The sequence below is a fragment of the Sphingosinicella humi genome (assembly GCF_003129465.1).
GTDB classification, from domain to species: Bacteria; Pseudomonadota; Alphaproteobacteria; order Sphingomonadales; family Sphingomonadaceae; genus Allosphingosinicella; species Allosphingosinicella humi.
Genome location: NZ_QFFF01000002.1, coordinates 155,597 through 179,705 on the forward strand (window position 1 = coordinate 155,597; position 24,109 = coordinate 179,705).

The 24,109-nt window shown below is 65.6% G+C and carries 26 protein-coding genes; 14 read left to right on the top strand and 12 right to left on the bottom strand.

All coding sequences use genetic code 11. The annotated features are described in order from the left end of the window. Positions 1-133: 133 nt before the first annotated feature. Together DF286_RS14060 and eno are read right to left on the bottom strand one after the other, a co-directional pair. Positions 134-421 (bottom strand): FtsB family cell division protein, encoded by a 288-nt coding sequence (locus DF286_RS14060; RefSeq protein ID WP_341533246.1) that lies wholly within the window; start codon positions 419-421, stop codon positions 134-136. Between the two features lie 62 nt (positions 422-483). After that, positions 484-1,770: a phosphopyruvate hydratase gene (gene eno / locus DF286_RS14065; protein WP_109272312.1), complete on the bottom strand. Its 1,287-nt coding sequence runs from the start codon at positions 1,768-1,770 to the stop codon at positions 484-486. Between the two features lie 160 nt (positions 1,771-1,930). Here eno and DF286_RS14070 point away from each other — a divergent pair, with 160 nt between their 5' ends. From DF286_RS14070 to DF286_RS14095, 6 genes are all read left to right on the top strand, one after another. Continuing rightward, entirely contained in the window at positions 1,931-2,578 is a 648-nt protein-coding gene (locus tag DF286_RS14070) for a hypothetical protein (protein WP_109272313.1), read from the top strand. A 2-nt stretch (positions 2,579-2,580) separates the two neighbouring features. Further along, positions 2,581-2,964, top strand: coding sequence for a phage holin family protein (locus DF286_RS14075; RefSeq protein ID WP_158274703.1), 384 nt, complete (start codon positions 2,581-2,583; stop codon positions 2,962-2,964). Beyond that, positions 2,961-3,356 carry a DUF3618 domain-containing protein gene (locus DF286_RS14080; RefSeq protein ID WP_109272315.1) on the top strand — a complete coding sequence of 132 codons (396 nt, stop codon included), beginning with the start codon at positions 2,961-2,963 and terminating at the stop codon, positions 3,354-3,356. Before DF286_RS14075 ends, DF286_RS14080 begins: the two co-directional genes overlap by 4 nt. Continuing rightward, the gene (locus tag DF286_RS14085) at positions 3,353-3,862 is read left to right on the top strand and encodes a hypothetical protein (RefSeq protein ID WP_109272316.1); all 510 of its coding nucleotides are present in this window, start codon (positions 3,353-3,355) and stop codon (positions 3,860-3,862) included. Before DF286_RS14080 ends, DF286_RS14085 begins: the two co-directional genes overlap by 4 nt. 112 nt (positions 3,863-3,974) lie before the next feature. Further along, positions 3,975-4,550 (top strand): MlaC/ttg2D family ABC transporter substrate-binding protein, encoded by a 576-nt coding sequence (locus tag DF286_RS14090; protein WP_109272317.1) that lies wholly within the window; start codon positions 3,975-3,977, stop codon positions 4,548-4,550. Positions 4,551-4,752: 202 nt separating this feature from the next. Beyond that, the gene (locus DF286_RS14095; protein ID WP_109272318.1) at positions 4,753-4,980 is read left to right on the top strand and encodes a DUF4170 domain-containing protein; all 228 of its coding nucleotides are present in this window, start codon (positions 4,753-4,755) and stop codon (positions 4,978-4,980) included. 87 nt (positions 4,981-5,067) lie between these two features. On the opposite strand, the gene DF286_RS14100 is transcribed toward DF286_RS14095, so the two are convergent. The 5 genes from DF286_RS14100 to carA form a co-directional block, all read right to left on the bottom strand. After that, positions 5,068-5,709 carry a rhomboid family intramembrane serine protease gene (locus DF286_RS14100; RefSeq protein ID WP_109272319.1) on the bottom strand — a complete coding sequence of 214 codons (642 nt, stop codon included), beginning with the start codon at positions 5,707-5,709 and terminating at the stop codon, positions 5,068-5,070. A gap of 2 nt (positions 5,710-5,711) precedes the next feature. Continuing rightward, a complete protein-coding gene (greA, locus tag DF286_RS14105; RefSeq protein ID WP_109272320.1) occupies positions 5,712-6,191 on the bottom strand; it encodes a transcription elongation factor GreA in 480 nt (159 codons plus the stop codon). A gap of 77 nt (positions 6,192-6,268) precedes the next feature. Further along, entirely contained in the window at positions 6,269-9,631 is a 3,363-nt protein-coding gene (carB, locus tag DF286_RS14110) for a carbamoyl-phosphate synthase large subunit (RefSeq protein ID WP_109272321.1), read from the bottom strand. Next, positions 9,631-9,930: a hypothetical protein gene (locus DF286_RS14115; protein ID WP_109272322.1), complete on the bottom strand. Its 300-nt coding sequence runs from the start codon at positions 9,928-9,930 to the stop codon at positions 9,631-9,633. Before DF286_RS14115 ends, carB begins: the two co-directional genes overlap by 1 nt. Next, positions 9,927-11,219, bottom strand: a complete 1,293-nt coding sequence (gene carA, locus DF286_RS14120) for a glutamine-hydrolyzing carbamoyl-phosphate synthase small subunit (protein WP_109272323.1) — start codon at positions 11,217-11,219, stop codon at positions 9,927-9,929. Before carA ends, DF286_RS14115 begins: the two co-directional genes overlap by 4 nt. A 144-nt stretch (positions 11,220-11,363) precedes the next feature. Between carA and DF286_RS14125 the strand changes: the two genes are divergently transcribed. The 5 genes from DF286_RS14125 to DF286_RS14145 all read left to right on the top strand — a co-directional run bounded on the left by DF286_RS14125 (position 11,364) and on the right by DF286_RS14145 (position 16,891). Next, positions 11,364-11,819: a GatB/YqeY domain-containing protein gene (locus DF286_RS14125; RefSeq protein WP_109272324.1), complete on the top strand. Its 456-nt coding sequence runs from the start codon at positions 11,364-11,366 to the stop codon at positions 11,817-11,819. Between the two features lie 91 nt (positions 11,820-11,910). Further along, entirely contained in the window at positions 11,911-12,330 is a 420-nt protein-coding gene (locus DF286_RS14130) for a GIY-YIG nuclease family protein (RefSeq protein ID WP_109272325.1), read from the top strand. Continuing rightward, positions 12,327-14,174 carry a DNA primase gene (gene dnaG, locus DF286_RS14135; protein WP_109272326.1) on the top strand — a complete coding sequence of 616 codons (1,848 nt, stop codon included), beginning with the start codon at positions 12,327-12,329 and terminating at the stop codon, positions 14,172-14,174. Before DF286_RS14130 ends, dnaG begins: the two co-directional genes overlap by 4 nt. Positions 14,175-14,183: 9 nt before the next feature. Then, a complete protein-coding gene (rpoD, locus tag DF286_RS14140) occupies positions 14,184-16,199 on the top strand; it encodes an RNA polymerase sigma factor RpoD (protein ID WP_109272327.1) in 2,016 nt (671 codons plus the stop codon). A gap of 410 nt (positions 16,200-16,609) precedes the next feature. Next, positions 16,610-16,891, top strand: coding sequence for a PspC domain-containing protein (locus DF286_RS14145; RefSeq protein ID WP_109272328.1), 282 nt, complete (start codon positions 16,610-16,612; stop codon positions 16,889-16,891). A 60-nt stretch (positions 16,892-16,951) separates the two neighbouring features. On the opposite strand, the gene DF286_RS14150 is transcribed toward DF286_RS14145, so the two are convergent. Further along, complete coding sequence (locus DF286_RS14150) at positions 16,952-17,212, bottom strand: hypothetical protein (RefSeq protein WP_146193641.1); 261 nt, start codon at positions 17,210-17,212, stop codon at positions 16,952-16,954. Positions 17,213-17,536: 324 nt separating this feature from the next. On the opposite strand from DF286_RS14150, the gene DF286_RS14155 reads away from it, so the two are divergent. The 3 genes from DF286_RS14155 (at position 17,537) to DF286_RS14165 (ending at position 19,915) form a co-directional block, all read left to right on the top strand. Then, positions 17,537-18,208 (top strand): DUF6975 family protein, encoded by a 672-nt coding sequence (locus DF286_RS14155; RefSeq protein ID WP_109272330.1) that lies wholly within the window; start codon positions 17,537-17,539, stop codon positions 18,206-18,208. A gap of 38 nt (positions 18,209-18,246) precedes the next feature. Continuing rightward, complete coding sequence (locus DF286_RS14160; protein ID WP_109272331.1) at positions 18,247-19,089, top strand: AAA family ATPase; 843 nt, start codon at positions 18,247-18,249, stop codon at positions 19,087-19,089. A 73-nt stretch (positions 19,090-19,162) separates the two neighbouring features. Beyond that, entirely contained in the window at positions 19,163-19,915 is a 753-nt protein-coding gene (locus tag DF286_RS14165) for a PepSY domain-containing protein (protein WP_109272332.1), read from the top strand. A gap of 46 nt (positions 19,916-19,961) precedes the next feature. On the opposite strand, the gene DF286_RS14170 is transcribed toward DF286_RS14165, so the two are convergent. The 4 genes from DF286_RS14170 to DF286_RS14185 all read right to left on the bottom strand — a co-directional run bounded on the left by DF286_RS14170 (position 19,962) and on the right by DF286_RS14185 (position 24,029). Further along, on the bottom strand, positions 19,962-20,510 hold the full coding sequence (locus tag DF286_RS14170; protein ID WP_243444896.1) for a DUF305 domain-containing protein: 549 nt from the start codon (positions 20,508-20,510) through the stop codon (positions 19,962-19,964). A 74-nt stretch (positions 20,511-20,584) separates the two neighbouring features. Beyond that, a complete protein-coding gene (locus DF286_RS14175; RefSeq protein WP_109272334.1) occupies positions 20,585-21,196 on the bottom strand; it encodes a DUF2231 domain-containing protein in 612 nt (203 codons plus the stop codon). Next, positions 21,196-22,257, bottom strand: a complete 1,062-nt coding sequence (locus DF286_RS14180; protein WP_109272335.1) for a copper resistance protein B — start codon at positions 22,255-22,257, stop codon at positions 21,196-21,198. Before DF286_RS14180 ends, DF286_RS14175 begins: the two co-directional genes overlap by 1 nt. Next, positions 22,254-24,029 carry a copper resistance system multicopper oxidase gene (locus tag DF286_RS14185; protein ID WP_207790054.1) on the bottom strand — a complete coding sequence of 592 codons (1,776 nt, stop codon included), beginning with the start codon at positions 24,027-24,029 and terminating at the stop codon, positions 22,254-22,256. The genes DF286_RS14180 and DF286_RS14185 overlap by 4 nt, the downstream gene beginning before the upstream one ends. Positions 24,030-24,109: the final 80 nt, after the last annotated feature.

The following is a 24,109-nucleotide window of genomic DNA, read 5'->3' on the forward strand; positions in this document are numbered from 1 at the left end:
CATGGGGCCAACCCTGTCATGCCAATGACCCGTCGTCATTCCCGGCGAACGCCGGAATTCAGGACCATCGCCCGAGCCAAAGAAGGACAGCTCGGCTTCATGCGACCCCGGATCAAGTCCGAAGTGACAAAGCCTATTCCGGAATCTGGATGATGACTTCGTCGGGCCGGACGACGCCGAGCTGGCGCCGCACCATCTCGTCGGCGAGGTCGGGATCGGCGCTCTTGGGATCGAGCAGTTCCGCCCGATGGGCGAGCCGCGCCCGCTCCTCCTGGAGCCGGGCCAGGACGACGCTCTTCTCTTCCTTCACCCGGCGATAGTCGCCCCACGCGAGGACGCCGTTCGATCCGACCACGGCATAGCCGAGGAAGTTGGCGATGATGAGCACCGCCAGCGCCGGCAGCGCCGCCCGCTTGATCAATTCGATTGTGGTTCGCGTCCCCGTGCTCACAGGGTTAACAGAATCAGTAAAACGTCCCGGAATCAAGCGGATTTCGCTGCGAAGATGCTCCGACCTGCATATTTTGCGGCGGAACCCAGCTCCTCCTCGATTCGGATGAGCTGATTGTATTTGGCGAGGCGGTCGGAACGGGCGAGGCTGCCGGTCTTGATCTGTCCGCAATTGGTGGCCACGGCGAGATCGGCGATGGTCGTGTCCTCGGTCTCGCCGGAACGGTGCGACATGACGGCCGTGTAGCGGGCGCGGTGGGCCATGTTGACCGCGTCCAGCGTCTCGGTGAGCGTTCCGATCTGGTTGACCTTCACCAGCAGCGAATTGGCGAGGCCCTTGTCGATTCCCATGGCAAGGCGCTCGGGATTGGTGACGAACAGGTCGTCGCCCACCAGCTGGACCTTGTCGCCGATCTTGTCGGTGAGCGCCTTCCAGCCTTCGAAATCGTCCTCGGCCATGCCGTCCTCGATCGACAGGATCGGGTAGCGGCGGGTGAGGTCGGCGAGATAGTCGGCCATTTCGGCGGGCGAGAGGGTCTTCCCCTCCCCTTCCATCCGATAGGCGCCGTCCTTGAAGAACTCGGTCGAGGCACAATCAAGGGCCAGCACGACGTCGTCGCCGGGGGTGTAGCCGGCGCGCTCCACCGACTTCATGATGAAGTCGAGCGCGTCCGTGGTCGACGCCAGTGCCGGCGCGAAGCCGCCCTCGTCGCCCACAGCGGTCGAAAGCCCCGCTTCCGACAGGCCCTTCTTCAGGGTGTGGAAGATTTCGGCGCCGCAGCGCACCGCTTCCGCGATGCTGTCGGCGCCCACCGGCATGACCATGAACTCCTGGAAGTCGATCGGATTGTCGGCATGCTCGCCGCCGTTGATGATGTTCATCATCGGCACGGGAAGCAGGTTTGCCGACACGCCGCCGACATAGCGATAGAGCGGAAGGCCGCGCGCGTCCGCCGCCGCTTTGGCCACCGCGAGGCTGACGCCGAGAATCGCGTTGGCGCCGAGCCGCGACTTGTTCTCCGTCCCATCGAGGTCGATCAGCAGGGCGTCGATCTCCGCCTGGTCCTCGGCCTCCATGCCGACGATCGCGTCGGAGATCTCGCCGCGAACCGCGTCGACGGCCTGGCTCACGCCCTTGCCGAGCCAGCGGCCCTTGTCCCCGTCGCGTTTCTCGACCGCTTCATGGGCGCCGGTCGAGGCGCCGGACGGGACCGCCGCCCGCCCCATGCTGCCATCCTCCAGATAGACCTCCACCTCCACCGTCGGATTGCCGCGGCTGTCGAGAATCTGGCGCGCATGTACATCGAGAATGGCGGTCATTTATACGGCCCCTGTTTCGGTCTATGATGGCTGGCAGGCCGCGTCTATCGGCGCGACCCAGGAGAAGCAACTTTCGATCTCACCGGCGGAACGGAAGCCGGGCCGAGCGAGTTTTCGAGATCGAGGAACGGGCCCACCCCTTAAGTCTGGAGGAAACCAAATGCCCCCGCGCAACCCTGAACTTCCCGAAGGAACCGACCACATCATCAACGGCGCGATGGAAAGGGGCGCGGGCACCAGCGCGAGCACCGGATCCAGCGGCGGATTCGTCGGCAGCGGCCAGGCCGACGACACCGGCGGCACCACCGGCACCAAGCGCGATAAGGCCGTGGCCCAGATCAAGGAACGATCGGCCGCCCTTCGCGACCAGGCGAGCGGCAAGGCCCGAGAATATGCGGTGGACGGCAAGACCCGCGCCGCCGACGCGCTGGGCGAGTTCTCGCGGGCGGTGAGCGAATCCGCCCAGTCGATCGACGAGAGGCTTGGCGCCGAATATGGCGACTATGCCCGCCGCGCGGCCGACGCCGTTTCGGGCTTTGCCGATACGCTTCGCAGCAAGGATGTCGACGAGCTGATCGACGACGCCCGGGCCATCGTCCGCAAGAGCCCGGTGATCGCCATCGGCACCGCCGCCGCGGTGGGCTTCGCGCTGGCGCGGCTGATCAAGTCCGGCATGGCCGAGGGCCAGAGCGGCGAGACCACCACTCCGCCCGCCATCGGGCAGTCGCCGACCGGCACCACCAGCACGGGCACCACCAGCACGACAACGGCAGGTGACACGACCACGACCGACGGCGCGGGTATCTGATCTTGCACGGACGCATCGAACGACCTGACGACGATTCGCTCGGCGATCTGATCCAGCAGCTCGTCGAGGATGGGCGGAACGTAGCCGCGGCGGAAGTCAGGCTCTACAAGCAGATCGCGCTCTACCGGATCGGCAAGGCGCGGACCGGGGCGATCGCGCTCGCGGCCGGCGGCTTCCTCGCCTTTGCGGGCCTGATCGCCGCGCTGGTCGGTCTGGTGATGGGGCTCGCCGTCCTGATCGGCCCGGTGGCGGCCGGCCTCGTGGTCCTGGCGGCTACTGGCGCCATCGCTTTCCTGCTCGTCCGCTTCGGCCTCGGAAAGATGGCGGCGCTGTCGGGCGACGCCGAGGAGAAGGCGGCGATCAGCGCCGGGGAGCGCAACCCATGACGCCCGAGGCCAATCGGATCGAACAGGCCAAGCGTGCGGCGGAGCAGGCGCGGCGGCAATTTGCCTCCACGGCGGGCGCCGTCCAGCACCGGCTGAAACCGGCCAACCTGATGAGCAGCGCTTGGGACGGCGTGCGCGAGAAGGGCGGCGAAATGGCGGACGGAGCCATCGAGACGGTGAAGGGACGGCCGATCGCCGCGTCCGGCATCCTCGCCGGCATCGTCCTGTTCCTCGCCCGCGAGCCGCTCTGGCGCCTCGCCTCCGGCTTCTTCCGGCAGGACGAGGAAGAGGAGGCCGGCATCATCCGGGCCGATCTCGATCATCACGACCAGGAATATGACCTCACCGCCCCCCTGGTGAAAAGGTCCAAGAAGGAAGGAGTGACTGTATGACGACGACGGATATGGATCGCGATACCGACACCGGCAGGAACGGCCGCATGTCCGCCGCCAAGGACAGGGTGCGTGAAAGGACGAGCGCCGCCCGCGAGCGCGCCGGCGACGCCTATAGCAGCGCCCGCGAACGCGCCAGCCAGGCTTATGGCAGCGCTCGCGAGAACGCCTCCTATGCCCGCCAGCGCACTGCTCAGGGCATCGATGCCAATCCCGCTGCCGCGCTCATCGGCGGCCTCGCGCTGGGCGCCCTCATCGGCGCCATCCTGCCGAGAACGCGCCGCGAGGAGGAGCTGTTCGGCGACTATGGCCGGCGTGTGAACGAGCGGGCCCGTGAGGCGGCGCTGGCGGCACGCGATGCCGGCACCAGCAAGCTCGACGAGCTCGGTTTCAACCGCGAGACCGCCAAGCAGAAGCTGGACGAGCTCACCAGCAGCGCCGGCGAGGCCGCGCGCAGCTCGGCTACTGCCGCCAAGCAGACGCTGAAGCGGACGCCCACTCAATAAGGCGTCTCCAACCGCCCTCGCTCGTCCGGAAGTGATGGGATTTCCGGAACTTGCGGGGGCGTTTGCGCGTCGTTCGCGAAATCGCCGAACCTTTGGAGGAGAACCTGTCTTGATGCGTTCCGTTATCGTCGCCGCTATCCTCGCGGGCTCGTCCATCGCCGCCGTTCCCGCTACCGCCCAGGTGAGCAACCAGGATCCGGGCAAATTCGTCCAGAGCCTCGCGACGACCGGCTTCGGCGTCCTCAAGGGCGACAAGGGGACCGCCCGGGGCAAGTTCCGTTCGCTCCTCGCCCAGCATTTCGCCGTCGACGCGATCGGCGACCGGCTGATCCGCCGCTGGCGGCCCAAGATCAGCGATGTGCAGTACAAGGCCTATAAGACGGCCTTTCCCGACTTCATCGTCGGCACCTATGCCGATCGGCTCTACGATTATTCTGACGCCGACATAAAGGTCGTGCGCGTGCAGAACCAGGGCAACAGCGCCGCCGTCCTGACCCAGGTCACCCGCCCCGGTGCGCGGCCGGTGAACGCCATCTGGGCGCTTGCCAAGGTCGGTGGCGGCTACAAGGTCACGAACCTCACGGTGGGCGGGGTCAACATCGCCGTGGCGCAGGAAGCGGACTTCAACAGCTACGTCCAGCGCAACGGCTTCGATGCGCTGGTCAACTTCATGGAGAAGCGGGGCTGACGACCGTCCGCTCGGGTGAACACATCTGAGGTGAACTTCATTCGTTCGTCCCGAGCGAAGTCGAGGGGCGTTGGCACGGAGTCATCACGTACGCCCCTCGACTACGCTCGGGACGAACGATCGGGCAGGTGGCAATCGCCCCTCTTGCTTCAGCGCCTTGGCGTGTTAGGCGGACGCCAACTTTCACGTTCGAGGTAACCTCATGAGCAAGCTCCATCTCGTCTTCGGCGGCCGCGTCAAGGACCCGCAGGGTCTCGACTTCGTCGACCTCCCCTCGGTGCACCTGGTCGGCCTCTTCCCCGACTATGCCAGCGCCCTCGACGCCTGGCGCGCCAATGCGCAGCGCACCGTCGACGATGCCGAGATGAAATATGTCGTCGTCCACCTCCACCGCCTGATGGAGCCGGAGCTCGACCAGAAGAAGGCCTAGGCGCCGGTCGCGTCATTGCGAGCGCCGCGAGGCAATCCAGCGGCGCGGGGCTGGATTGCCGCGTCGCTCCGCTCCTCGCAATGACGGCTATGCGCCCCGATACCTCAGCAGCAAAAGCGGCTTCGCCAGCAGCAGCCCGGCGATGAAGCCGCCGATATGGGCGGCGATGGCGATGCGGGCGCCGGCGGTTTCGAAGGTGAAGCCGATGATCAGTTGCAGCCCCACCCAGGCCACCGCCAGCCACAGCGCATTGAGCCACAGCGCCAAGGTCGGGTTGGCCACCTTCACCCGATTGCGGCCGAACATCATCGAATAGGCGCCGAGCACCGCCGAGATCGCCCCGCTGGCGCCGACCATCGGCGTCCGGTCGAAGGGATCCACCGCATAATGCGCCGCCGCCGCCGCATAGGCGCCGACGACATAGAGAATGGCGAGCTGCCGCCCGCCGATGATCGTCTCGACCGAGCGGCCGCAGAAGAGGTGGATAAGGAGGTTGAAGCCGAGATGGATGATCCCGGCATGGACCAGCGTCGCCGTCAGCGGCGTCAGGAAGACCGGGGTCAGCCCCTCATCGCCGGTGACGCCGGTCACGCGTACCGGGATGAAGCCGCCCCAGATCGCCGCGAGGTCGCCGGCGCCGGTCAGCGTCGCCGCCAGCCAGGCAAAGGCCGTCACGGCCGCGATGGCGAGCGTGACCCTCGCTAGTTGCCAGCTTTCCGGCGGTCGCACCGTCAGATGAACTCGATCTTCTCGATCTCGTAATATTTGTCGCCCGACGGGGTCGTCACTTCGACCTCGTCGCCGACCTGGCGGCCGATGAGCGCGCGGCCCAGGGGCGAGGAATAGCTGATGCGGCCGACCTTCGCGTCCGCCTCGGTCTGGCCGACGATCTGGTATTTCACCGGCTTGTCGTTTTCATCGACGAGGTGAACGGTCGCGCCGAACACGACCTTGTCGCCGGAAAGCGTCGTGGGATCGATCACCATCGCGCGGCTGAGGCGGTCCTCGATATCGGCGATGGTCGCCTCGATCTGGCCCTGCCGCTCCTTGGCCGCATGGTATTCCGCATTTTCCGACAAGTCGCCGTGGGCGCGCGCCTCCTCGATCGCGTCGATGATCGCCGGCCGCTCGACCAATTTCAGGTGACGCACCTCGGTCTGAAGCTTTTCATAACCTTCGGCCAGCATCGGCATCTTGTCGACGGTCGCCATAACAACGCCTTTCGTAAAACTGGTTTCAGCCGTCTTTTCTTGAAAAGACCGCCTGACTTTAACGCAAATTGTCAGGATCAAGCTTGGGAAACGGAATAATAGTCCTGGAGTGAGCGCACTTCAAGGTGGTGGTCGCGCTGGGCGGCGATCGCCTTCACCACCGCGGCGCTCGAAGCGGCGGTGGTGAAATAGGGCACCTTAGCCATCAGCGCCGAGGCGCGGATCGACGCGGAATCCTTGTGGCTCTGCCAGCCTTCGGTGGTGTTGAAGATGAGGTCGACCTCGCCGTCCTTGATCTTGTCGACGATATGCGGCCGCCCCTGCGCCACCTTGTTGACCTGCGCGACCTCCAGCCCCTGCTCAAACAGATATTCGGCCGTGCCCTGGGTGGCGATCACCTTGAAGCCGAGGTCGATGATCGCGCGGACCGCCGGCACGATGGCCGACTTGTCGCTGTCCTTCACCGACACGAACAATGTGCCCTCGCCCGGCAGATGGACGCCGCCGCCGACCTGGGACTTCAGGAATGCGATAGCAAAATCGTCCGATATTCCCATCACTTCGCCGGTAGACTTCATTTCCGGTGACAGCACGGGATCGATGCCGGGGAAGCGCGCGAACGGGAACACCGCCTCCTTGACGGCGATATGGGCGACGTCGCGCTTGATCGGCAGGAAGCTCATCAGCGGCTCGCCCGCCATCACCCGCGCCGCGATCTTGGCGATGGGCGCACCGATCGCCTTGGCGACAAAGGGCACGGTCCGGCTGGCGCGCGGATTGACCTCGATCAGATAAACCTGGTCTCTGGGTTGTTCGGCCTCGCGGCCGCTGGCCTTGACCGCGAACTGCACGTTCATCAGCCCGACGACGCCCAGCGCCAAGGCCAGCGCCCGCGCCTGCCGCTCGATCTCGGCGACGATGTCGGGCGACAGGCTGTAGGGCGGCAGCGAGCACGCGCTGTCGCCCGAATGGACGCCCGCCTCCTCGATATGCTGCATGACGCCGGCGATGGCGACGTCCTTCCCGTCCGAGATGGCGTCGACGTCGACCTCGATCGCGTCGCGCAGATACTGGTCGATCAGCACCGGGCTGTCGCCGGAGACCTGGACGGCGGTCACGATATAGTCGTCGAGCTGGGCCGGCCCGTCGACCACCTCCATCGCCCGCCCGCCGAGCACGTAGCTCGGCCGCGTCAGCACCGGGTAGCCGATCCGCTCGGCCACCGCGAGCGCCTCGTCCCGGCTGCGGGCGATGCCGTTGCGCGGCTGCTTCAAACCGAGCTTGTCGACCAGCATCGCGAACCGCTCGCGATCTTCGGCGAGATCGATGGCGTCGGGCGAAGTGCCGAGGATCGGAATCCCCGCCTTCTCCAGCGCCGCCGCCAGCTTCAGCGGCGTCTGCCCGCCGAACTGGACGATGACGCCGACCAGCTCGCCGCGCGATTGCTCGACATGCAGGATCTCGAGCACGTCCTCGGCCGTCAGCGGCTCGAAATAGAGCCGGTCCGACGTGTCATAGTCGGTCGAGACCGTCTCCGGATTGCAGTTGACCATGATGGTCTCGAACCCGGCTTCCTTCAGGGCATAGGCAGCGTGGACGCAGCAATAGTCGAACTCGATGCCCTGCCCGATCCGGTTCGGCCCGCCGCCGAGGATCACCACCTTGCGCCGGTCTGACGGCTGGCTCTCATCCTCCGGCGCGCCGAAGCTCGGCGCCTCGTAGGTCGAATACATGTAGGGCGTCTTCGCCTCGAACTCCGCCGCGCAGGTGTCGATGCGCTTGAACACGGGCCGAACGCCGAGCCGGTGGCGCAGCCGCCGCACCTCCGCTTCGGTGGTCGCCCCCGTCAGGGCCTTGACCGCATCGTGGATGAGCCCGTGCCCGCGCGCCAGCGTCTTGCCGACGCCATGCGGGATATGGGCCGACTTGATCGCCAGCTCGGCCAGCCTCTTGTCGGAAAAGCCCATCGCCTTGAGGCGCCTCAGCTGCGCCGCGTCGTTGGGAATGCCGTCCCGGCAGACGCCCTCCTCCGCGTCGACGATTTCCTTCAGCCGCTCCAGGAACCAGGGATCATATTTGGCGATGGCGTGGACTTCCGCCACGGTCAGGCCCTCGCGCAGCGCCTGCGCCGCGACCAGCAGCCGGTCCGGGGTCGGCCGCGCCAGCGCCGCCTCGATCTCGACCTTCGGCGCCCCGTAGAGCGCCTTGACGCCGTCGAGCCCGATCAGCCCCGTCTCCAGCCCCCGCAGCGCCTTCTGCAGGCTCTCGTGGAAATTCCGCCCGATCGCCATCACTTCGCCGACGGACTTCATCGCGGTCGAGAGCAGAGGCTCCGATCCCTTGAACTTCTCGAAGGCGAAGCGCGGGATCTTGGTGACGACATAGTCGATCGTCGGCTCGAAGCTCGCCGGCGTCGCGCCGGTGATGTCGTTGTCGATTTCGTCGAGCGTGTAGCCCACCGCCAGCTTCGCAGCGACCTTGGCGATCGGAAAGCCCGTCGCCTTGGAGGCCAGCGCCGAGGAACGGCTGACGCGCGGGTTCATCTCGATGACGACCAGCCGCCCATCCTTCGGATTCACCGCGAACTGGACGTTGGAACCCCCTGTTTCGACGCCGATTTCACGCAGCACCGCGATGCTCGCGTTGCGCATGATCTGATATTCCTTGTCGGTCAGGGTCAGCGCCGGCGCGACGGTGATGGAATCGCCGGTATGGACGCCCATCGGATCGACATTCTCGATCGAGCAGATGATGATGGCGTTGTCGGCGCGGTCGCGCACCACCTCCATCTCATATTCCTTCCACCCGAGCACCGATTCCTCGATCAGCACCTCGTTGGTGGGCGAGGCCTCCAGCCCGCCGGTCACGATCTGGACGAAATCCTCGCGGTTATAGGCGATGCCGCCGCCGGTGCCGCCCAGCGTAAAGCTCGGCCGGATGATCGCCGGAAGGCCGGTATGCTCCAATGCCTTCATGGCGTCATCGAGGCTGTGCGCGATCGCCGAGCGCGGGCTTTCCAGCCCGATCCGGTCCATCGCCTCGCGGAACTTGAGGCGATCCTCGGCCATCTCGATGGCGTCGGCATCGGCGCCGATCATCTTGACGCCATATTTGTCGAGCGTTCCGTCCTTGAACAGCGCCAGCGCCGTGTTGAGCGCCGTCTGTCCGCCCATGGTCGGTAGCACCGCGTCCGGCCGCTCCTTCTCGATGATCCGCGCCACCAGCTCCGGCGTGATCGGCTCGACATAGGTCGCATCGGCCAGCTCCGGATCGGTCATGATCGTCGCCGGATTGGAGTTGACCAGGATGATCCGATAGCCCTCGGCCTTCAGCGCCTTGGCCGCCTGAGTCCCCGAATAATCGAACTCCGCCGCCTGGCCGATAACGATCGGGCCCGCGCCGATGATGAGGATGGAGGAGATGTCAGTGCGTTTGGGCATTATTGAATGGCCTCATTGCCAACAAAGCCCAACTCAAAGCCGGCATCGCCAACCTTACCGATGAAGCAATCGATTTTTTGATAGGCGGCATCAGGGGTCGGCCGTATCCCGACCGTCTGTTTGTCAAACATTTGCCAAGTCATCTCATTGCGGGCGAGCCCGCATTCCTCCCTTGCCTTAACGAGAAAAGCTTGTGAATCGATCGGAATCGACGGCTTACCGCAGCTTACTAGAACGACTGAGGCTGTCAGGCTCAACGCGCTCGCCACGAAGTGCCTAGGTTCGATTTGCCCCATCATTTTCTGAGCTGCTTCACAAACTTCTCGAACAAATACGCGCTATCCTGCGGCCCCGGGCTCGCCTCCGGGTGATATTGCACCGAAAACGCCGGCCGGTCCGTCAGTTCCAGCCCCGCGAGGCTCCCGTCGAACAGCGAGATATGCGTCGGCCGCGCATTGTCCGGCAGGCTTTCGGTCTCCACCGCGAAGCCGTGATTCATGCTGGTGATCTCCACCCGCCCGTCCGACAGCCGCTTCACCGGATGGTTGGCGCCGCGATGGCCCTGGTGCATCTTGGACGTCCTGGCGCCGACGGCGAGGCCGAGCATCTGGTGGCCGAGGCAGATGCCGAAGAGCGGCTTTCCGGTCTCCAGCATCTGCCGGATCACCGGCACCGCATATTCGCCCGTCGCGGCCGGATCGCCGGGACCGTTCGAGAGGAAGAAGCCGTCCGGCTCGTGCGCCATCACCTCCTCAAAGGTGGCGGTGGCGGGAAGCACCGTCACCCGCGCTCCGGCGTTGGCCAGATTGCGGAAGATGTTGCGCTTGGAGCCATAATCGATCGCGACAACGTGGGGGCGGGGGTCGTGATCGTCTGGATCGACGCTCGTGGTACGCTCCTCGACTTCGCTCGGGACGAACGGAGTCTTTTGACCTCCATCGGCCTCACCTCGGCCAGCTTGGCTTCCACCCACCTCGTTCGTCCCGAGCGAAGTCGAGGGGCGCTCCTCATACCCCTGCCCCAAGCGCCACAGTCGCTGGGACCAGCGATACATCTGCCGGCACGAAACCTCCTTGGCGAGGTCCATCCCCTCCAGCCCCGGCCATTCGCGCGCCCTTTGCAGCAACGCCTCGACATCGAACTCGCCCGCAGCATTATGCGCGATCACCCCGTTCGGCGCTCCGCCCACGCGTATCTTCCGCGTCAGCGCCCGCGTATCGACGCCCGACAGCCCGATCCGCCCGTTCGCCTTCATCCAGGCGTCGAAACCCTGCACCGCCCGGAAATTGCTAGACGCCGTCACGTCCTCGCGCACCACGCAGCCCAGGGCGAAGGGATTGTCCGCCTCCAGATCCTCGTAGTTGGCGCCGACATTGCCGATATGCGGGAAAGTGAAGGTGACGATCTGCGCCGCATAGGACGGATCGGTCATGATCTCCTGATAGCCGGTCATCGCGGTGTTGAAGCACACCTCGCCGACGGCCTCGCCTTCGGCGCCGAAACCGTGGCCCCAGATGACGCTTCCATCGGCTAACACCAATACGCCCGTCGCTCCTGAGGGCGTGGGCGTGTGTTTGGCGTCGGCCATCTGGCGGGCACTCCTTGGGGTTTGATCTGGCGATGTTGCTAAGTCTCACCCGCTAGAGGCCGGGGCGGTGAGCGTCAATCTATTAAAACGGAAAGCCGGGCGCTATCGTGCACCCTTTCCGGTGAAATCCGAAAAGAGAGTGACATGATTCGCGATCGTCTGAAGGCGGCGCTGGTGACGGCCATGAAGGCCGGCGACAAGCCCCGCACCGCCACAATCCGCCTCATCCAGTCGGCCCTCAAGAACCGCGACATCGAGCTTCGCGGCAGCGACACGGCGCCCGACGACGACGCGCTAGTGACGGAAGTGCTGCAGAAGATGATCAAGCAGCGGCGCGAATCGATCACCATGTACGAACAAGGCGGACGACCGGAGCTGGCCGAGGCCGAGACGGCGGAAGTGGCGGTCATCGAGGAATTCCTCCCCGCCCAGATGAGCGACGAGGAAGCGAACGCCGCCATCGACACGATCATCGCCGAAACCGGCGCCGGATCGGTCAAGGACATGGGCAAGGTCATGGCCGTCCTCAAGGAACGCCACGCCAGCGAGCTGGACATGAGCAAGGCCAGCGGCATGGTGAAGGCGCGGCTGCAGGGATAGGTTGCAGAGGTAATCTCAGGGACCTCGTTCGTCCCGAGCGAAGGCTCTCCTGAGCGAAGCCGAAGGGTCGAGGGGCACGGGCACGGCATCGATGCAGTTCTGGGTCTATATCCTCCGCTGCCGCGATGGCTCCTATTACACCGGCCACACGGACGACCTGGAGAAGCGTCTCTGGGAGCATCGGGAAGGCCTGGCATCGGACTGGACGAAGCGGAGGCGACCGGTGGAGCTCGTCTGGTGCGACTGGACCGGCGAGCGTTACGACGCTCTGGCGTTCGAGCGGCGGGTGAAGAACTGGTCCCGAGCCAAGAAGCAAGCGCTAATCGCCGGTGACTGGGAGCGGGTCGGATATTTTGCCCGACCGCCTCACGAGCGCCCCTCGACGACGCTCGGGACGAACGGATTGGATGTCTCGCGCATAGGTCCCTCAACGTCTGAGCCAGCACCAACCTCGTTCGTGCCGAGCGAAGTCGAGGCGCGCCCCTCAGCGTCCGTCAAGAACACACCATGAGCCTCTCCCCTGCCTTCCTCGACGAGCTGCGCGCCCGAACCCACCTCTCGTCCCTCATCCAGAAGCAGCTGAAGCTCACCCGCGCCGGCCGCGAGTTCAAGGCGTGCTGCCCCTTCCACAACGAGAAGACCCCCAGCTTCTACGTCAATGACGAGAAGGGCTTCTATCACTGCTTCGGTTGCCAGGCCCATGGCGACGCCATTTCCTGGCTGACCGATGCCCAGGGCCTCACCTTCATGGACGCCGTGAAGGAGCTGGCCGACGCGGCGGGCATGGAAGTGCCCGCGCCCGACCCGCGTGCCCAGGCGAAGGCGGAGCGTGCGGCCGGGCTCTACGAGGTGATGGAGGCGGCCGCCCGCTGGTTCACCGAACAGCTGGAGGGCGTCGAAGGTGGTCCGGCCCGCGCCTATCTCGACCAGCGCGGCATCGACGCGGCGACGCGGCGCAAATTCGGCTTCGGCTTTGCGCCCGACGCGCGCCTCCGGCTGAAAGGCGCGCTCAAGGCCTTCGGCAACGACAAGCTGGTCGAGGCCGGCCTGCTGATCGCCCCGGACGAGGGCAAGGAGCCCTACGATCGCTTCAGGGGCCGACTCACCTTCCCGATCCGCGACGCCCGCGGCCGCTGCATCGCCTTCAGCGCCCGCATTCTCGGCCCCGGCGAGCCCAAATATCTGAACTCGCCCGACACACCGCTGTTCGACAAGGGCCGCACCCTCTTCAACATCGACAAGGCCGGCCCCGCGAGCCGGTCCGCCGGCCGCGTTATCGTCGTCGAAGGCCAGATGGACGTGATAGCCCTCGATCGGGCCGGGATTGGCGAGAGCATCGCTCCCCTCGGCACTGCCCTAACAGAAGCGCAGCTCGGCCTCCTCTGGCGCCTCAGCCCCTCTCCCATCCTCTGCTTCGACGGCGATGCGGCGGGGCAAAAGGCGTCGGTGCGTGCCGCCCTTCGTGCCCTGCCCCATGTCGGCCCGGGCCGCTCCCTAGGCTTCGTCACCATGCCCGCCGGACAGGACCCGGACGACCTGCTCCGCGCCAAGGGCCGTACGGCGCTGGAAGAGCTGCTCGAAAAGCCCGAATCCCTGGTCGACCGGCTCTGGCGCCACGAAAGCACCGCCGAGCCGCTCGCCACGCCCGAGCAGCGCGCCGGGCTCAAGCGCCGCCTCCTTGACCATGTCTCCGCGATCGGCGATCCGGACGTGCGCGACCAGTATCGTCATGAGCTGCTGGAGCGCTTCAACACCCTCACCCGCCCCAGGCGCGAGCCATGGACCCCGCGCCAACCGTGGAAGGGGGGCGGCAAGTTCGTGCCGCAACGCCCCACGTCGCCGCGCGCCCGGGCGGTCGCGAGCGGCGGTCTCGATCCTCAATGGAGCCACGCCGTCCTCCACGGCCTGCTGCGTTTTCCCGAGGTCATTGCGGGCCATATTCAGGAGATCGCCGCCCTTCCGCTGGCGGAAAAAGCGGCCGTCCAGCTTCGCTCGACGCTGCTCGACGCGGCGCTCGTGCACGGCGAGCTTGATCAGGAGGCGCTTAATACCATATTGGCCCAGACAGGCGCGGCTGCTCTCATCGAGGGGCTGCACTTAAGACAAGGTTTGGCCTTTTCCTTTATCCGACGTGACGCCGACCCGGAACGTGCTCGCCGCGATCTCGTTCTGGTCATCGAAACTTTGGCGGCACGGCCTGGACTGGACGCCGCCTATGAAGCGGCGACCGCCCGGTTGAAGGAAAAGTTCGATGAAGTGGCGTTCGACGAGCAGAAACGGCTCCGGGCGGCACGCGAGGATGCGGACAGGAAGCTTGCCACGCTGATGATGGGCGAAGGCGGCGGTACAGATTAAGGCGTGCGAATGGCAAAGACGAATACGGCCGAGGCGAACGAGAAGACCGAGAGCGGCGATGCGCCCCTCATCGACCTCAACGATGCCTCCCTCAAGAAGCTGATCGCCCGCGCCAAGAAGCGCGGCTACATCACCTATGACGAGCTGAACAACGGCCTGCCGCAGGACCAGATGTCCTCCGAGCAGATCGAGGACGTCATGTCTGCCCTGTCGGAGATGGGCATCAACGTCGTCGAGAATGAGGAGGCCGACGAGGAGGAGGGCGAGCAGGATGCGGGCGTCGAGGAAGTCGATGCCGCGGAGAGCCAGACCTTCGTCGTCGAGAAGAAGAAGGAGACCGTCGACCGCACCGACGATCCCGTCCGCATGTACCTGCGCGAGATGGGCGCCGTCGAGCTCCTCTCCCGGGAGGGCGAGATCGCCATCGCCAAGCGCATCGAGGCCGGCCGCGACACGATGATCTGGGGCCTGTGCGAAAGCCCGATCACCTTCAACGCCATCATCGAATGGTCGAACGCCCTCAACGAGGGCAATATGCAGCTGCGCGAGATCCTCGACCTCGACGCGATGCTCTCCAAGGGTCCGACCCCGGAGCAGGTCGAAGGCGACGAGGACGGCGAAGGCGAGATTTCCGAGAAGACCGCCGGCCCCTCCTACAAGGAGGAGGAAGAGGTCGAAGAGGAAGAGTCCGAGGACGAGGAGGACGGCCTCGTCGAGCGCCGCACCCCGCGCGCGTCCGACGACGACGATGAGGACAACACCCTCTCCCTCGCCCAGATGGAGGAGGCGCTAAAGCCCCAGGCGCTCGAGAAGTTCGCCACCATCACCGCGCTTTTCCGGAAATTCGCCAAGCTTCAGTCCGCGCGCATGGACGCGATGGGCGCCGGCCACGATTTCCCCAAGGCCGAGGAGAATAAATATCAGAAGCTGCGCGAGCAGTTGACGGCCGAGGTGGAGAGCGTCCAGTTTCACGGCGCCAAGATCGAATATCTCGTCGACCAGCTCTACAGCTACAATCGCCGCCTGACCGCCTTGGGCGGCCAGATGCTGCGCCTCGCCGAGCGCCACAAGATCAAGCGCAAGGACTTCCTCGATTCCTATATGGGCCACGAGCTCGACGAGAGCTGGTCGGACCGCGTCTGCAAGGTCGACAAGAAATGGGCCGCCTTCTGCAGCGAGGAAGGCGCCGCGATCGAGCGCATCCGCACCGAGATCGCCGAGATCGCCCAGGCGACCGGCATGAGCCTCGCCGAGTTCCGCCGCATCGTGAACCAGGTCCAGAAGGCGGAGCGCGAGGCGCGCATCGCCAAGAAGGAAATGGTCGAGGCGAACCTCCGGCTCGTCATCTCGATCGCGAAAAAATATACGAACAGAGGCCTGCAATTCCTTGATCTTATTCAGGAAGGCAACATCGGCTTGATGAAGGCGGTCGATAAGTTCGAATATCGCCGCGGCTACAAGTTCAGCACCTACGCCACCTGGTGGATCCGGCAGGCCATCACCCGCTCGATCGCCGACCAGGCGCGCACCATCCGCATCCCGGTCCACATGATCGAGACGATCAACAAGCTGGTGCGGACCAGCCGCCAGATCCTCCACGAGATCGGCCGCGAGCCGACCCCGGAGGAACTGGCCGAGCGCCTCTCCATGCCTCTGGAGAAGGTCCGCAAGGTGATGAAGATCGCCAAGGAGCCGATCAGCCTCGAGACGCCGATCGGCGACGAGGAGGACAGCCACCTCGGCGATTTCATCGAGGACAAGAATGCGGTGATCCCGGTCGACGCCGCGATCCAGGCCAACCTCAAGGAGACGGTGACGCGAGTCCTCGCCTCCCTCACCCCGCGCGAGGAACGCGTGCTACGCATGCGGTTCGGCATCGGCATGAACACCGATCACACGCTCGAGGAAGTCGGCCAGCAATTCTCGGTCACCCGCGAACGCATCCGCCAAATCGAAGCCAAGGCTCTGAGGAAGCTGAAGCATCCGTCGCGCAGCCGCAAGATGCGGAGCTTTTTGGACCAGTGACAAGCGCCCGAGCGTAGCGACGCCGGCTGCAGGGCAGCCGCCGGAGCAGCGCGAAGAGAGCGCGCAGTCCGGCCGACGGGTCAGCAAAGCTGAGCCCGATCGACGTCACGGGATTCACTCCCGTGACGGCCTTTTCTCGTTGCGTGAACACCGCGAACTGACCCCCACCTCGTTCGTCCCGAGCGTAGTCGAGGGGCGCCCGTGATGAGTCAGTGCCAGCGCCCCTCGACTACGCTCGGGACGAACGGATGTGTGCACTAGTGAAATTTCCCAACAAGTGGTGGCGTATCTCACCACATTTGCGGCTACGCCAAACGCTTGCTGCGACCAACCCTCTGAAATCCGGCCACTTCCCCCATTTGGCACGGCTCCTGCTCTGCATCGGGCAACCAACCCGAAAGGAGCCAAACATGCCGACCGCCCAGCCTTCCCTCTTCGCCCGCGACGACACTTTCTTCGGCGTATGCCAGGCGATCGGCGACGATCTCGGTTTCAACCCCAACTGGCTCCGACTGGCGCTTCCGCTGCTGCTCTTCCTCAACCCGACCCTGACCCTCGTCGGCTATGCGGCGGCCGGAATGATCGTGTTCGTTTCCCGCTGGTTCTTCCCGGAGCCGCGCGTGGCTGCCGAAGCCATTGCAGACCCCGCGCCGGTCGAGGCCGAGCAGGATTGGGTGCAGTTGGCGGCGTAAGCTCCCGCGGAAGGTCCGAGGGTACGGCCCCGGCGCCACGCGCCGGGGCCGCCCCCCGGTTCAGGGGCTGACCGGCGTCTCGTCGTCGTGATTGTGAAGCAGATGGCCCCAACCCTTGCCATTGCCGCGGGGCACGTCAGAGCCATGGCCCACCTGGGGGAAGGCTTTTTGCATGGCGATCAGAATACCGCGAGGCACCTCGCCCCGCTCGGCGGCAGCCTTGCCGGGCTTCGGCCCCGGTCCCTTCTGGGCAAGGGCTGGCGTGGCACCCATGGCCGTGATCGCGGCCGCGCACAGGAACATCCTCGTTACGCTTCGCATACAGACTCTCCTTTTCGACAAGCCGCCAGCTTCCCCCACGAACATCGGGGGTATCATGACGGCAGGCGCACAAAGAGCGACAGGACGGCGGTATCCAGCGATAAGCGGCAGCCCGACCCTAATCGACGATATGGCACCGGTGCTGTTCGAATTCGGAGACGAACAGAGACGCGCGTGGGGACTCGTGGAGCACCGGTCGCCCGGAGCAGAGTTTTCCACAGTTTTCGGTGTGCCTAACGCTTCATAAACCGCATTTTTACGCCAATCGGTTTAGGTAAATCAGCGACAAGCCGTTACTCGGTTTGTCAATTCGGGAGGGCCAGCATGGCTTCAGCATCGGTCGGACTTGCACGGAGCCCGCGCGCCGGCGAGCTGCTGCTGTCCTCAGCCGCTGCCCAGGGCAGCGCCGCCCATGCCTACCTTACGTCCGAAGACCTGCTGTCCGGTCGCGAGGCCCCGCGCAATCTCGCCGATGCCGTGCATTTCCTGGCGGCGCTTCACGGCCGCTATCCGGGCGTGGTCGATCATGCCGCCAACCGTTGCGTCGATCCCTTGGTGCGCGGCTGGTTCAACGACGCCACCTACAGTTTCGCCGCCGAGCGGGCCTATCTCGCCCGCCTCGCCGTCGCCGCCGGACCGCTTCCGAGTACGCCGGGCGCCGCCGACAGCGCCGGCGCCGTGCTCGGCCAGCGCCACGCCCTGGAGATGCTGTCCCAATCGGAGCGCAATGGCTGCGCCGTGGGCGCGGCTTTGGCGGTGGTGCTTGATTGGAGCGCGATCCGCAGCGTGCTCGATGCCGCCGGCCGCCGCTTCGGAGTCGACGCACCGGCCTGGCCGTTCGCCGATGCCACGGCGATTGCGGACCTCGCCGACGGTTTCGCCGCCACCCCTTCCCTGCAGCGGGCCCTGCTCTTCGGCGCCGAGCAGGTCGTGATCCAGCATTTCGGCCTTTGGGACCTGCTAGAAGCGAGAGGCCAGGCGCGCGCCGCCGTCTGATCATTGCGCCCGCCAGCGGCCTCGCCTATGCGCGGGCCATGCGTTTCGAAGGCACTAAAAGCTATGTCGCGACCGAGGACCTCAAGGTCGCGGTGAACGCGGCGGTGGCGCTCCGCCGTCCCCTCCTGGTCAAGGGCGAACCCGGCACGGGCAAAACCGTCCTCGCCCACGAAATCGCCGCGGCCGTCGGCGCGCCGCTCATCGAATGGCACGTCAAGTCGACCACCAAGGCCCATCAGGGGCTCTACGAATATGACGCGGTAGCGCGGCTCCGCGACGGCCAGCTCGGCGACGAACGGGTCCACGACATTTCCAACTACATCAAGCGCGGCAAGCTGTGGGAGGCGTTCACCTCGCCCAAGCTGCCGGTGCTGCTGATCGACGAGATCGACAAGGCCGACATCGAATTCCCGAACGATCTCCTCCAGGAGCTCGATCGGATGGAGTTCCACGTCTACGAGACCGGCGAGACGGTGAAGGCCACGGAGCGTCCGATCGTCGTCATCACCTCGAACAACGAGAAGGAGCTCCCGGACGCGTTCCTCCGCCGCTGCTTCTTCCACTACATCGCCTTTCCGGATCGCCAGACCATGCAGGCGATCGTCGACGTGCACTTCCCGGGCATCCAGAAAATGCTGGTGCAAAAGGCGATGGACATTTTCTACGAGGTGCGGGAGGTGCCGGGGCTCAAGAAGAAGCCGTCGACCAGCGAACTGATCGACTGGCTGAAGCTGCTGCTCCACGAGGACATGCCGCTCGACATCCTCCAGTCGCGCGATCCCAAGAGCGCGATCCCGCCGCTTCACGGTGCGCTGCTCAAGAACGAGGCCGACGTGATGCTGTTCGAGCGACTGGCCTTCATGAGCCGTCGCGGCGCTTAAGCGTCCAGCACGACAGCACGGATTGCTCTATAATGGGCAGGCTTGCTACGTCCTCGCCTCCAATAGCGGGAGCATGGGTATGAGTTGGGCGCGGGTTTCGGCAAAGGTTCACAAGTGGCTGGCGCTGCTGATGGCGATCCAGATCCTCTTCTGGTTCGTCAGCGGTCTCTTCTTCGCGATCGCGCCGATCGAGACGGTGCGCAGCGAGCATCGTATCGCCCAACTGCCGGTCCAACCCGTCTCCCTCGATGCCGCCGCCGCCGGGCTGGCTCGAGTGGCGGCGTCCGGAGCCGCCGGCGCGGACAAGATCGAGCTGCGCAGCCTGATGGGCGAACCGGTCGCCTTGATCACCAGCGGCGAGCAGCGTCCCCGCCTCTATGATCTTTCGACCGGGCAGCGGATCTCGCCCATCCCCGCCTCCATGGCCGTCGCCATCGCCGAGCGCGATCATGACGGGGACGAGCGGGCGGCGCGCGTCTCGGAGGTGACCGAGAACACCACCGAATATCGCGGCTCCCTCCCCGCCTGGCGGATCGACTTCGAGGACGGCGCCAGCCGCGCCCTCTATGTCGCGGCGGACACCGGCGCGGTGACGGCGCGGCGATCAACCCTGTGGCGGACGTTCGACTTCCTCTGGGCGCTCCACATCATGGACTTCAAGAACCACGAGGATTTCAACACGCCGCTGCTCATCATCTCGACCGCGCTGGCACTGATCGTAATCATCACCGGAATTATCATGTTCCCGAGCCGCTTCGGCTACCACGGCTGGCGCAAGCGACGGCTGGCACGGCGGGAGGCCAAGGCAGCGGAGGCTGGGGCATAGTCGTCACCCCGAACTTTCAGGGTCCATGTTTCCAGTTCGCAACGCATCAGTAGCGTTCCAGGATGCGCTGCATCTGCGCGATCTCGCGCTCCTGTGCCGCGACGATGTCCCGGCACAGGTCGGCAATCTCCCGGTCGTTGATCGACGCCCGCTCGCACATCAGGATCGCGCCCGAATGGTGCGGGATCATCGATTTCAGGAACTCCTCGTTGCCGATGCCGCCTTGGGCGCGCATGGCCCAGAAGCTGCCTGCGAACACCAAAACCGCGACCGCGACGACGGCAACGTTGAGCGGCCGGGAGGGAAACATCGAACGCATCGTCAGCATCATGATGGGCGCCATCGGCGTCACCATCATCAGTGTCATCCAGAGCGTGTTATTATTGGGATAGAAGTGATCGAGCGAGGCGATCATCGTGTACATGACGAGATACATGATGATGAAATGGGCCGCCATTTCGACGCCGAGCCCGCCATAGTGACCTTTCACCGCCTGCCTCGCGTCCTTGTGGCCTGCATGCTCCTGCATCGATCCCTCCTCAGTGGCGACGACGGTGCGCGTGAACGACGGCGGCACGGGTGCTGCCCCGCCCATCAGCCGCCATGGTCCGCAAGGCTCCCGGGCGAGGGGCCTAACCCGCCGGCCCCGGCACCCCGTTCACAATCGACTTACCACGCCAGGTGATCGACACCGTGGATCAGGGCGCCGCCATGCCAGCCCTGGACGAGAATCGCGGCTGTCATCACAACGAGGACCGCAAGCATCGCGTTCCCGCGCACATGGCTCGGCCGGGCCAGGACCCACGCGACCAGTCCCAGGCCGCCGACGCCGATGGCGGTGCCGAGCCAGCGATGGACCGTCATGATCTGATCCCGGTCCCAGAGCGACCAACCGCCGTCGAGCCACCCGAGCAGCATCGCGACAGGTGCGGTTAGGCCGCCGGCGAGGATGAGGAAACGTGTCGCCTCGTCGAAGCCGGCACGCCTACGACCGATGACAGCGGTGAACAGCGCCGCCGGCAGGAAGGCGAGCGGGAAATGGACGACCGACGGATGCAGTCGGCCAAGCCAGTCGAGCAGCCTCTCGAAGGCGGACGAAGACGGCGCCTCCGTTTCCTCCGGCTGCGTCACTGCCGGAGCGGTCGCGACGGAGGCATTCCCTGGCTCTGCAGCCGGCGTTTCGACAGCCTCATTTCGCTCGTGCCCCTTGTGCGCATGAGCCGGGACGACAGGCCCGGCGGACAGGATCAGCAGCAAGGGAATCGCGAACGCGCGGCGCATCAGAACCAACCCCTGAGTCCGATCAGGAAGGCCCATCCTCCGACATCCTCGCCCGCGGCGCGCGCGAAATCGGCGGTGTCGCCGAGTTTCCGCTCATATTCGACGCCGACGTAGGGGGCGAATTCGGGGACGAATTCGTAGCGGAGGCGGAGGCCCGCCTCGATGGACGAGAGACCCGATCCGATGCCGAGCTCCGGCACGTCCTGGGCGGCGAGGTCGAACTCGACCGCGGGCTGGAGGATCAGCTTCTGCGTGATGCGCTGGTCGTATTCGGCCTCGAAGCGAGCGGTGACGTCGCCCTTGTTCGAGAGGAAGAGCTGGCCGTCGACCTCGAACCAATAAGGGGCGAGGCCCTGGATGCCGAGGACAAGGTACGTGCGCTCCGGATCAGGCTGGAAGTCGTGGCGGACGCCGGCCTGGAGGTTGAACCAGGGATCGATGGCGCGGCTGTAGAGGAACTGCACTTCGGCCTGTTCGGGAACATCGCCGAAGGCCCCCTCGCCTTCGCTCTTGAACCAGATCTTGTGATAGTCGCCGCCGTACCAGCCCTGGCCGTCCCACTGATAGCCGTCGCGCCCCTCCTGCGCCCGATATTCGAGCCGGTCGATCAGCAGCGTGCCGGTGGTGAAGCCGCCATGCGCGTCGATCAGCGCGTCCTCGCGCTTGCGGAGGAATAGCTCCCGGTCCCAGACCGTCGTGCCGGCATGCTCCGGCCCTCGGAGGGCTTCGGGCGGCGGCGGAGCGACGGGCGGCGCCTCTTCCGCCGCCATGCCCGGCATGGCGTGTCCCGCATGCGGGTCCGCCTGCGCGGGCATTGCATGGCCAGCGTGAGGATCCGTCTGCTCAGGCATGACGTGGCCCGCATGAGGGTCAGCCTCAGGCTGTTCCAGCGCCATATGGCCGGCGTGCGGGTCGGCAGTCTCCTCAGGAGAAGGCATTTGATGGCCGGCATGCGGGTCCTGCTCGGGTGCGGGCGGCGCGCCATGGCCGGCATGTTGAGCCAGTGCCCCCGAGGAGAGGGCGAGCGCGGAAACGCCGAGGGCGATCAGGAAGGGCTTCATGCCGACTCTCCTCCATCGTCCATCGGTCGGACCTTCACCACGTTCATCATCCCGGCGTGCATGTGGTAGAGGAGGTGGCAGTGGAAAGCCCAATCACCCGGGGCGTCCGCGGTGAGGTCGAAGCTCGCCTTGCCGCCCGGCATCACGTTCACCGTGTGCTTCACCGGATGGCCGTGCGGCATCCCCGTCACGACCTCGAAGAAATGACCGTGGATGTGGATGGGGTGGCTCATCATGCTGTTGTTGATGAGGTTGACCCGCACGCGCTCGTTCCGGGCGAAGCGGATCGGCTCGGCCCCTTCGTTCAATTTCCGGCCGTCGAACGACCACATGAAGCGCTCCATGTTGCCGGTGAGGTGGATGTCGACGCTGCGAGTGGGCTCACGCTTGTCGTGGAAGGGCGTCAGCGGCGCGAGGTCGTGATAGGTGAGGACGCGGTGGGGCGCGTCCTCTAGACCCAGCGGCTTGTTGCCGGTGCGATCGACCGGCATCGGCGCGATCATATCGACACCGACGCCGACCTTGACGTCGGACGGGACGAGCGACTTGTCCCGCATGTCGTGGCCCATGCCACCACCGCCGGAGCCATGATCCATCCCCTGCATCGATCCGTGGCCCATCGCGGCGTGGTCCATCGCTCCCATGCCCATGTCCTTCATGCCGAGGACCGGCTTGGGGCGGAGCGGCGGCACCGGCGCCTGCATGCCCATGCGCGGTGCCAGGGTGGCGCGGCCCATGCCGGAGCGGTCGATCGATTCCGCCACCAGCGTGTAGGCCTTGTCCTCGGTGGGCGTGACGATGGCGTCATAGGTCTCGGCAACCGAAATCTGGAATTCGTCGGTCTCGACGGGGCGGACATTCTGACCGTCGGCCTGCACCATGGTCATCGGCAGGCCCGGAATGCGGATGTTGAAGATCGACATCGCCGAGGCGTTGATGAAGCGCAGCCGCACCCGCTCGCCGGGGCGGAACAGCCCCGTCCAGTTTTCCGCCGGTCCATGGCCGTTGATGAGATAGGTGTAGGTCGAGCCCGTGACGTCGGCGATGTCGGTCGGATCCATCCGCATCCGGCCCCACATCAGCCGCTCGTCGAGCGGCATGTTGCGCGCGAGGTCGTCGCCGTCGCCGACGAGGCCGGCGAGCGTCTGCCGCTCCCGGTTGAAATAGCCGCCCTGCTTCTTGAGCTTGCCGAACAGCGAGTGCGGATGAAGGAAGGTCCAGTCGGACAGGACGATCACATGCTCCCGATCGTAGGCGACCGGGTCCGGCTCGGCAGGATCGATGACGATCGGCCCGTAATGGCCGATCTGCTCCTGCAGCCCCGAATGGCTGTGATACCAGTAGGTACCGTTCTGGACGATCGGGAATTCGTAGGTGAAGGTCGTCCTCGGCGGGATGCCGGGAAAGCTGATGCCCGGCACGCCGTCCATGTGGAACGGAAGGATGAAGCCGTGCCAGTGGATCGACGTGTCCTCATCGAGTGCGTTCTCGACGTGGATGCGGACATTCTGCCCTTCGCGAAGCCGAACGAGCGGCGCCGGGAGCACGCCGTTCATCGTGATGGCATGACCGGTGCGGCCGCCGACGGTGAAGGGGCTGGCCGCGACCTTGAGATGAATGTCGTCGCCCGACAGGGTGGGCATTTGCGGGGCAAGGCCGGGACTCCCCGGTTGTGCCCAGGCGGGGAACAGGTTCGCCAGCCCCAGCCCAGCTCCGCCGAGCGCAGCGCCGCGCAGCATGCTGCGGCGGCTCATCGAAGAAAACTCGTTCATTTACATAATCCTTGGACGCGTTCGACCGACGCGGGCCTGCCTTGTCGGCGCTGACACGGCGGCAGGCTCAAGCCCCCGCC

Coding starts and splice junctions, on each gene's coding strand:
- eno (WP_109272312.1), bottom strand. CDS start 1,770: ATGACCGCCATTCTCGATGTACATGCGCGCCAGATTCTCGACAGCCGC.
- DF286_RS14070 (WP_109272313.1), top strand. CDS start 1,931: ATGCCCCCGCGCAACCCTGAACTTCCCGAAGGAACCGACCACATCATC.
- DF286_RS14080 (WP_109272315.1), top strand. CDS start 2,961: ATGACGCCCGAGGCCAATCGGATCGAACAGGCCAAGCGTGCGGCGGAG.
- DF286_RS14085 (WP_109272316.1), top strand. CDS start 3,353: ATGACGACGACGGATATGGATCGCGATACCGACACCGGCAGGAACGGC.
- DF286_RS14090 (WP_109272317.1), top strand. CDS start 3,975: ATGCGTTCCGTTATCGTCGCCGCTATCCTCGCGGGCTCGTCCATCGCC.
- DF286_RS14095 (WP_109272318.1), top strand. CDS start 4,753: ATGAGCAAGCTCCATCTCGTCTTCGGCGGCCGCGTCAAGGACCCGCAG.
- greA (WP_109272320.1), bottom strand. CDS start 6,191: ATGGCGACCGTCGACAAGATGCCGATGCTGGCCGAAGGTTATGAAAAG.
- carB (WP_109272321.1), bottom strand. CDS start 9,631: ATGCCCAAACGCACTGACATCTCCTCCATCCTCATCATCGGCGCGGGC.
- DF286_RS14115 (WP_109272322.1), bottom strand. CDS start 9,930: ATGATGGGGCAAATCGAACCTAGGCACTTCGTGGCGAGCGCGTTGAGC.
- carA (WP_109272323.1), bottom strand. CDS start 11,219: ATGGCCGACGCCAAACACACGCCCACGCCCTCAGGAGCGACGGGCGTA.
- DF286_RS14125 (WP_109272324.1), top strand. CDS start 11,364: ATGATTCGCGATCGTCTGAAGGCGGCGCTGGTGACGGCCATGAAGGCC.
- DF286_RS14130 (WP_109272325.1), top strand. CDS start 11,911: ATGCAGTTCTGGGTCTATATCCTCCGCTGCCGCGATGGCTCCTATTAC.
- dnaG (WP_109272326.1), top strand. CDS start 12,327: ATGAGCCTCTCCCCTGCCTTCCTCGACGAGCTGCGCGCCCGAACCCAC.
- rpoD (WP_109272327.1), top strand. CDS start 14,184: ATGGCAAAGACGAATACGGCCGAGGCGAACGAGAAGACCGAGAGCGGC.
- DF286_RS14145 (WP_109272328.1), top strand. CDS start 16,610: ATGCCGACCGCCCAGCCTTCCCTCTTCGCCCGCGACGACACTTTCTTC.
- DF286_RS14150 (WP_146193641.1), bottom strand. CDS start 17,212: ATGCGAAGCGTAACGAGGATGTTCCTGTGCGCGGCCGCGATCACGGCC.
- DF286_RS14155 (WP_109272330.1), top strand. CDS start 17,537: ATGGCTTCAGCATCGGTCGGACTTGCACGGAGCCCGCGCGCCGGCGAG.
- DF286_RS14160 (WP_109272331.1), top strand. CDS start 18,247: ATGCGTTTCGAAGGCACTAAAAGCTATGTCGCGACCGAGGACCTCAAG.
- DF286_RS14165 (WP_109272332.1), top strand. CDS start 19,163: ATGGGTATGAGTTGGGCGCGGGTTTCGGCAAAGGTTCACAAGTGGCTG.
- DF286_RS14170 (WP_243444896.1), bottom strand. CDS start 20,510: ATGGGCGGGGCAGCACCCGTGCCGCCGTCGTTCACGCGCACCGTCGTC.
- DF286_RS14175 (WP_109272334.1), bottom strand. CDS start 21,196: ATGCGCCGCGCGTTCGCGATTCCCTTGCTGCTGATCCTGTCCGCCGGG.
- DF286_RS14180 (WP_109272335.1), bottom strand. CDS start 22,257: ATGAAGCCCTTCCTGATCGCCCTCGGCGTTTCCGCGCTCGCCCTCTCC.
- DF286_RS14185 (WP_207790054.1), bottom strand. CDS start 24,029: ATGAACGAGTTTTCTTCGATGAGCCGCCGCAGCATGCTGCGCGGCGCT.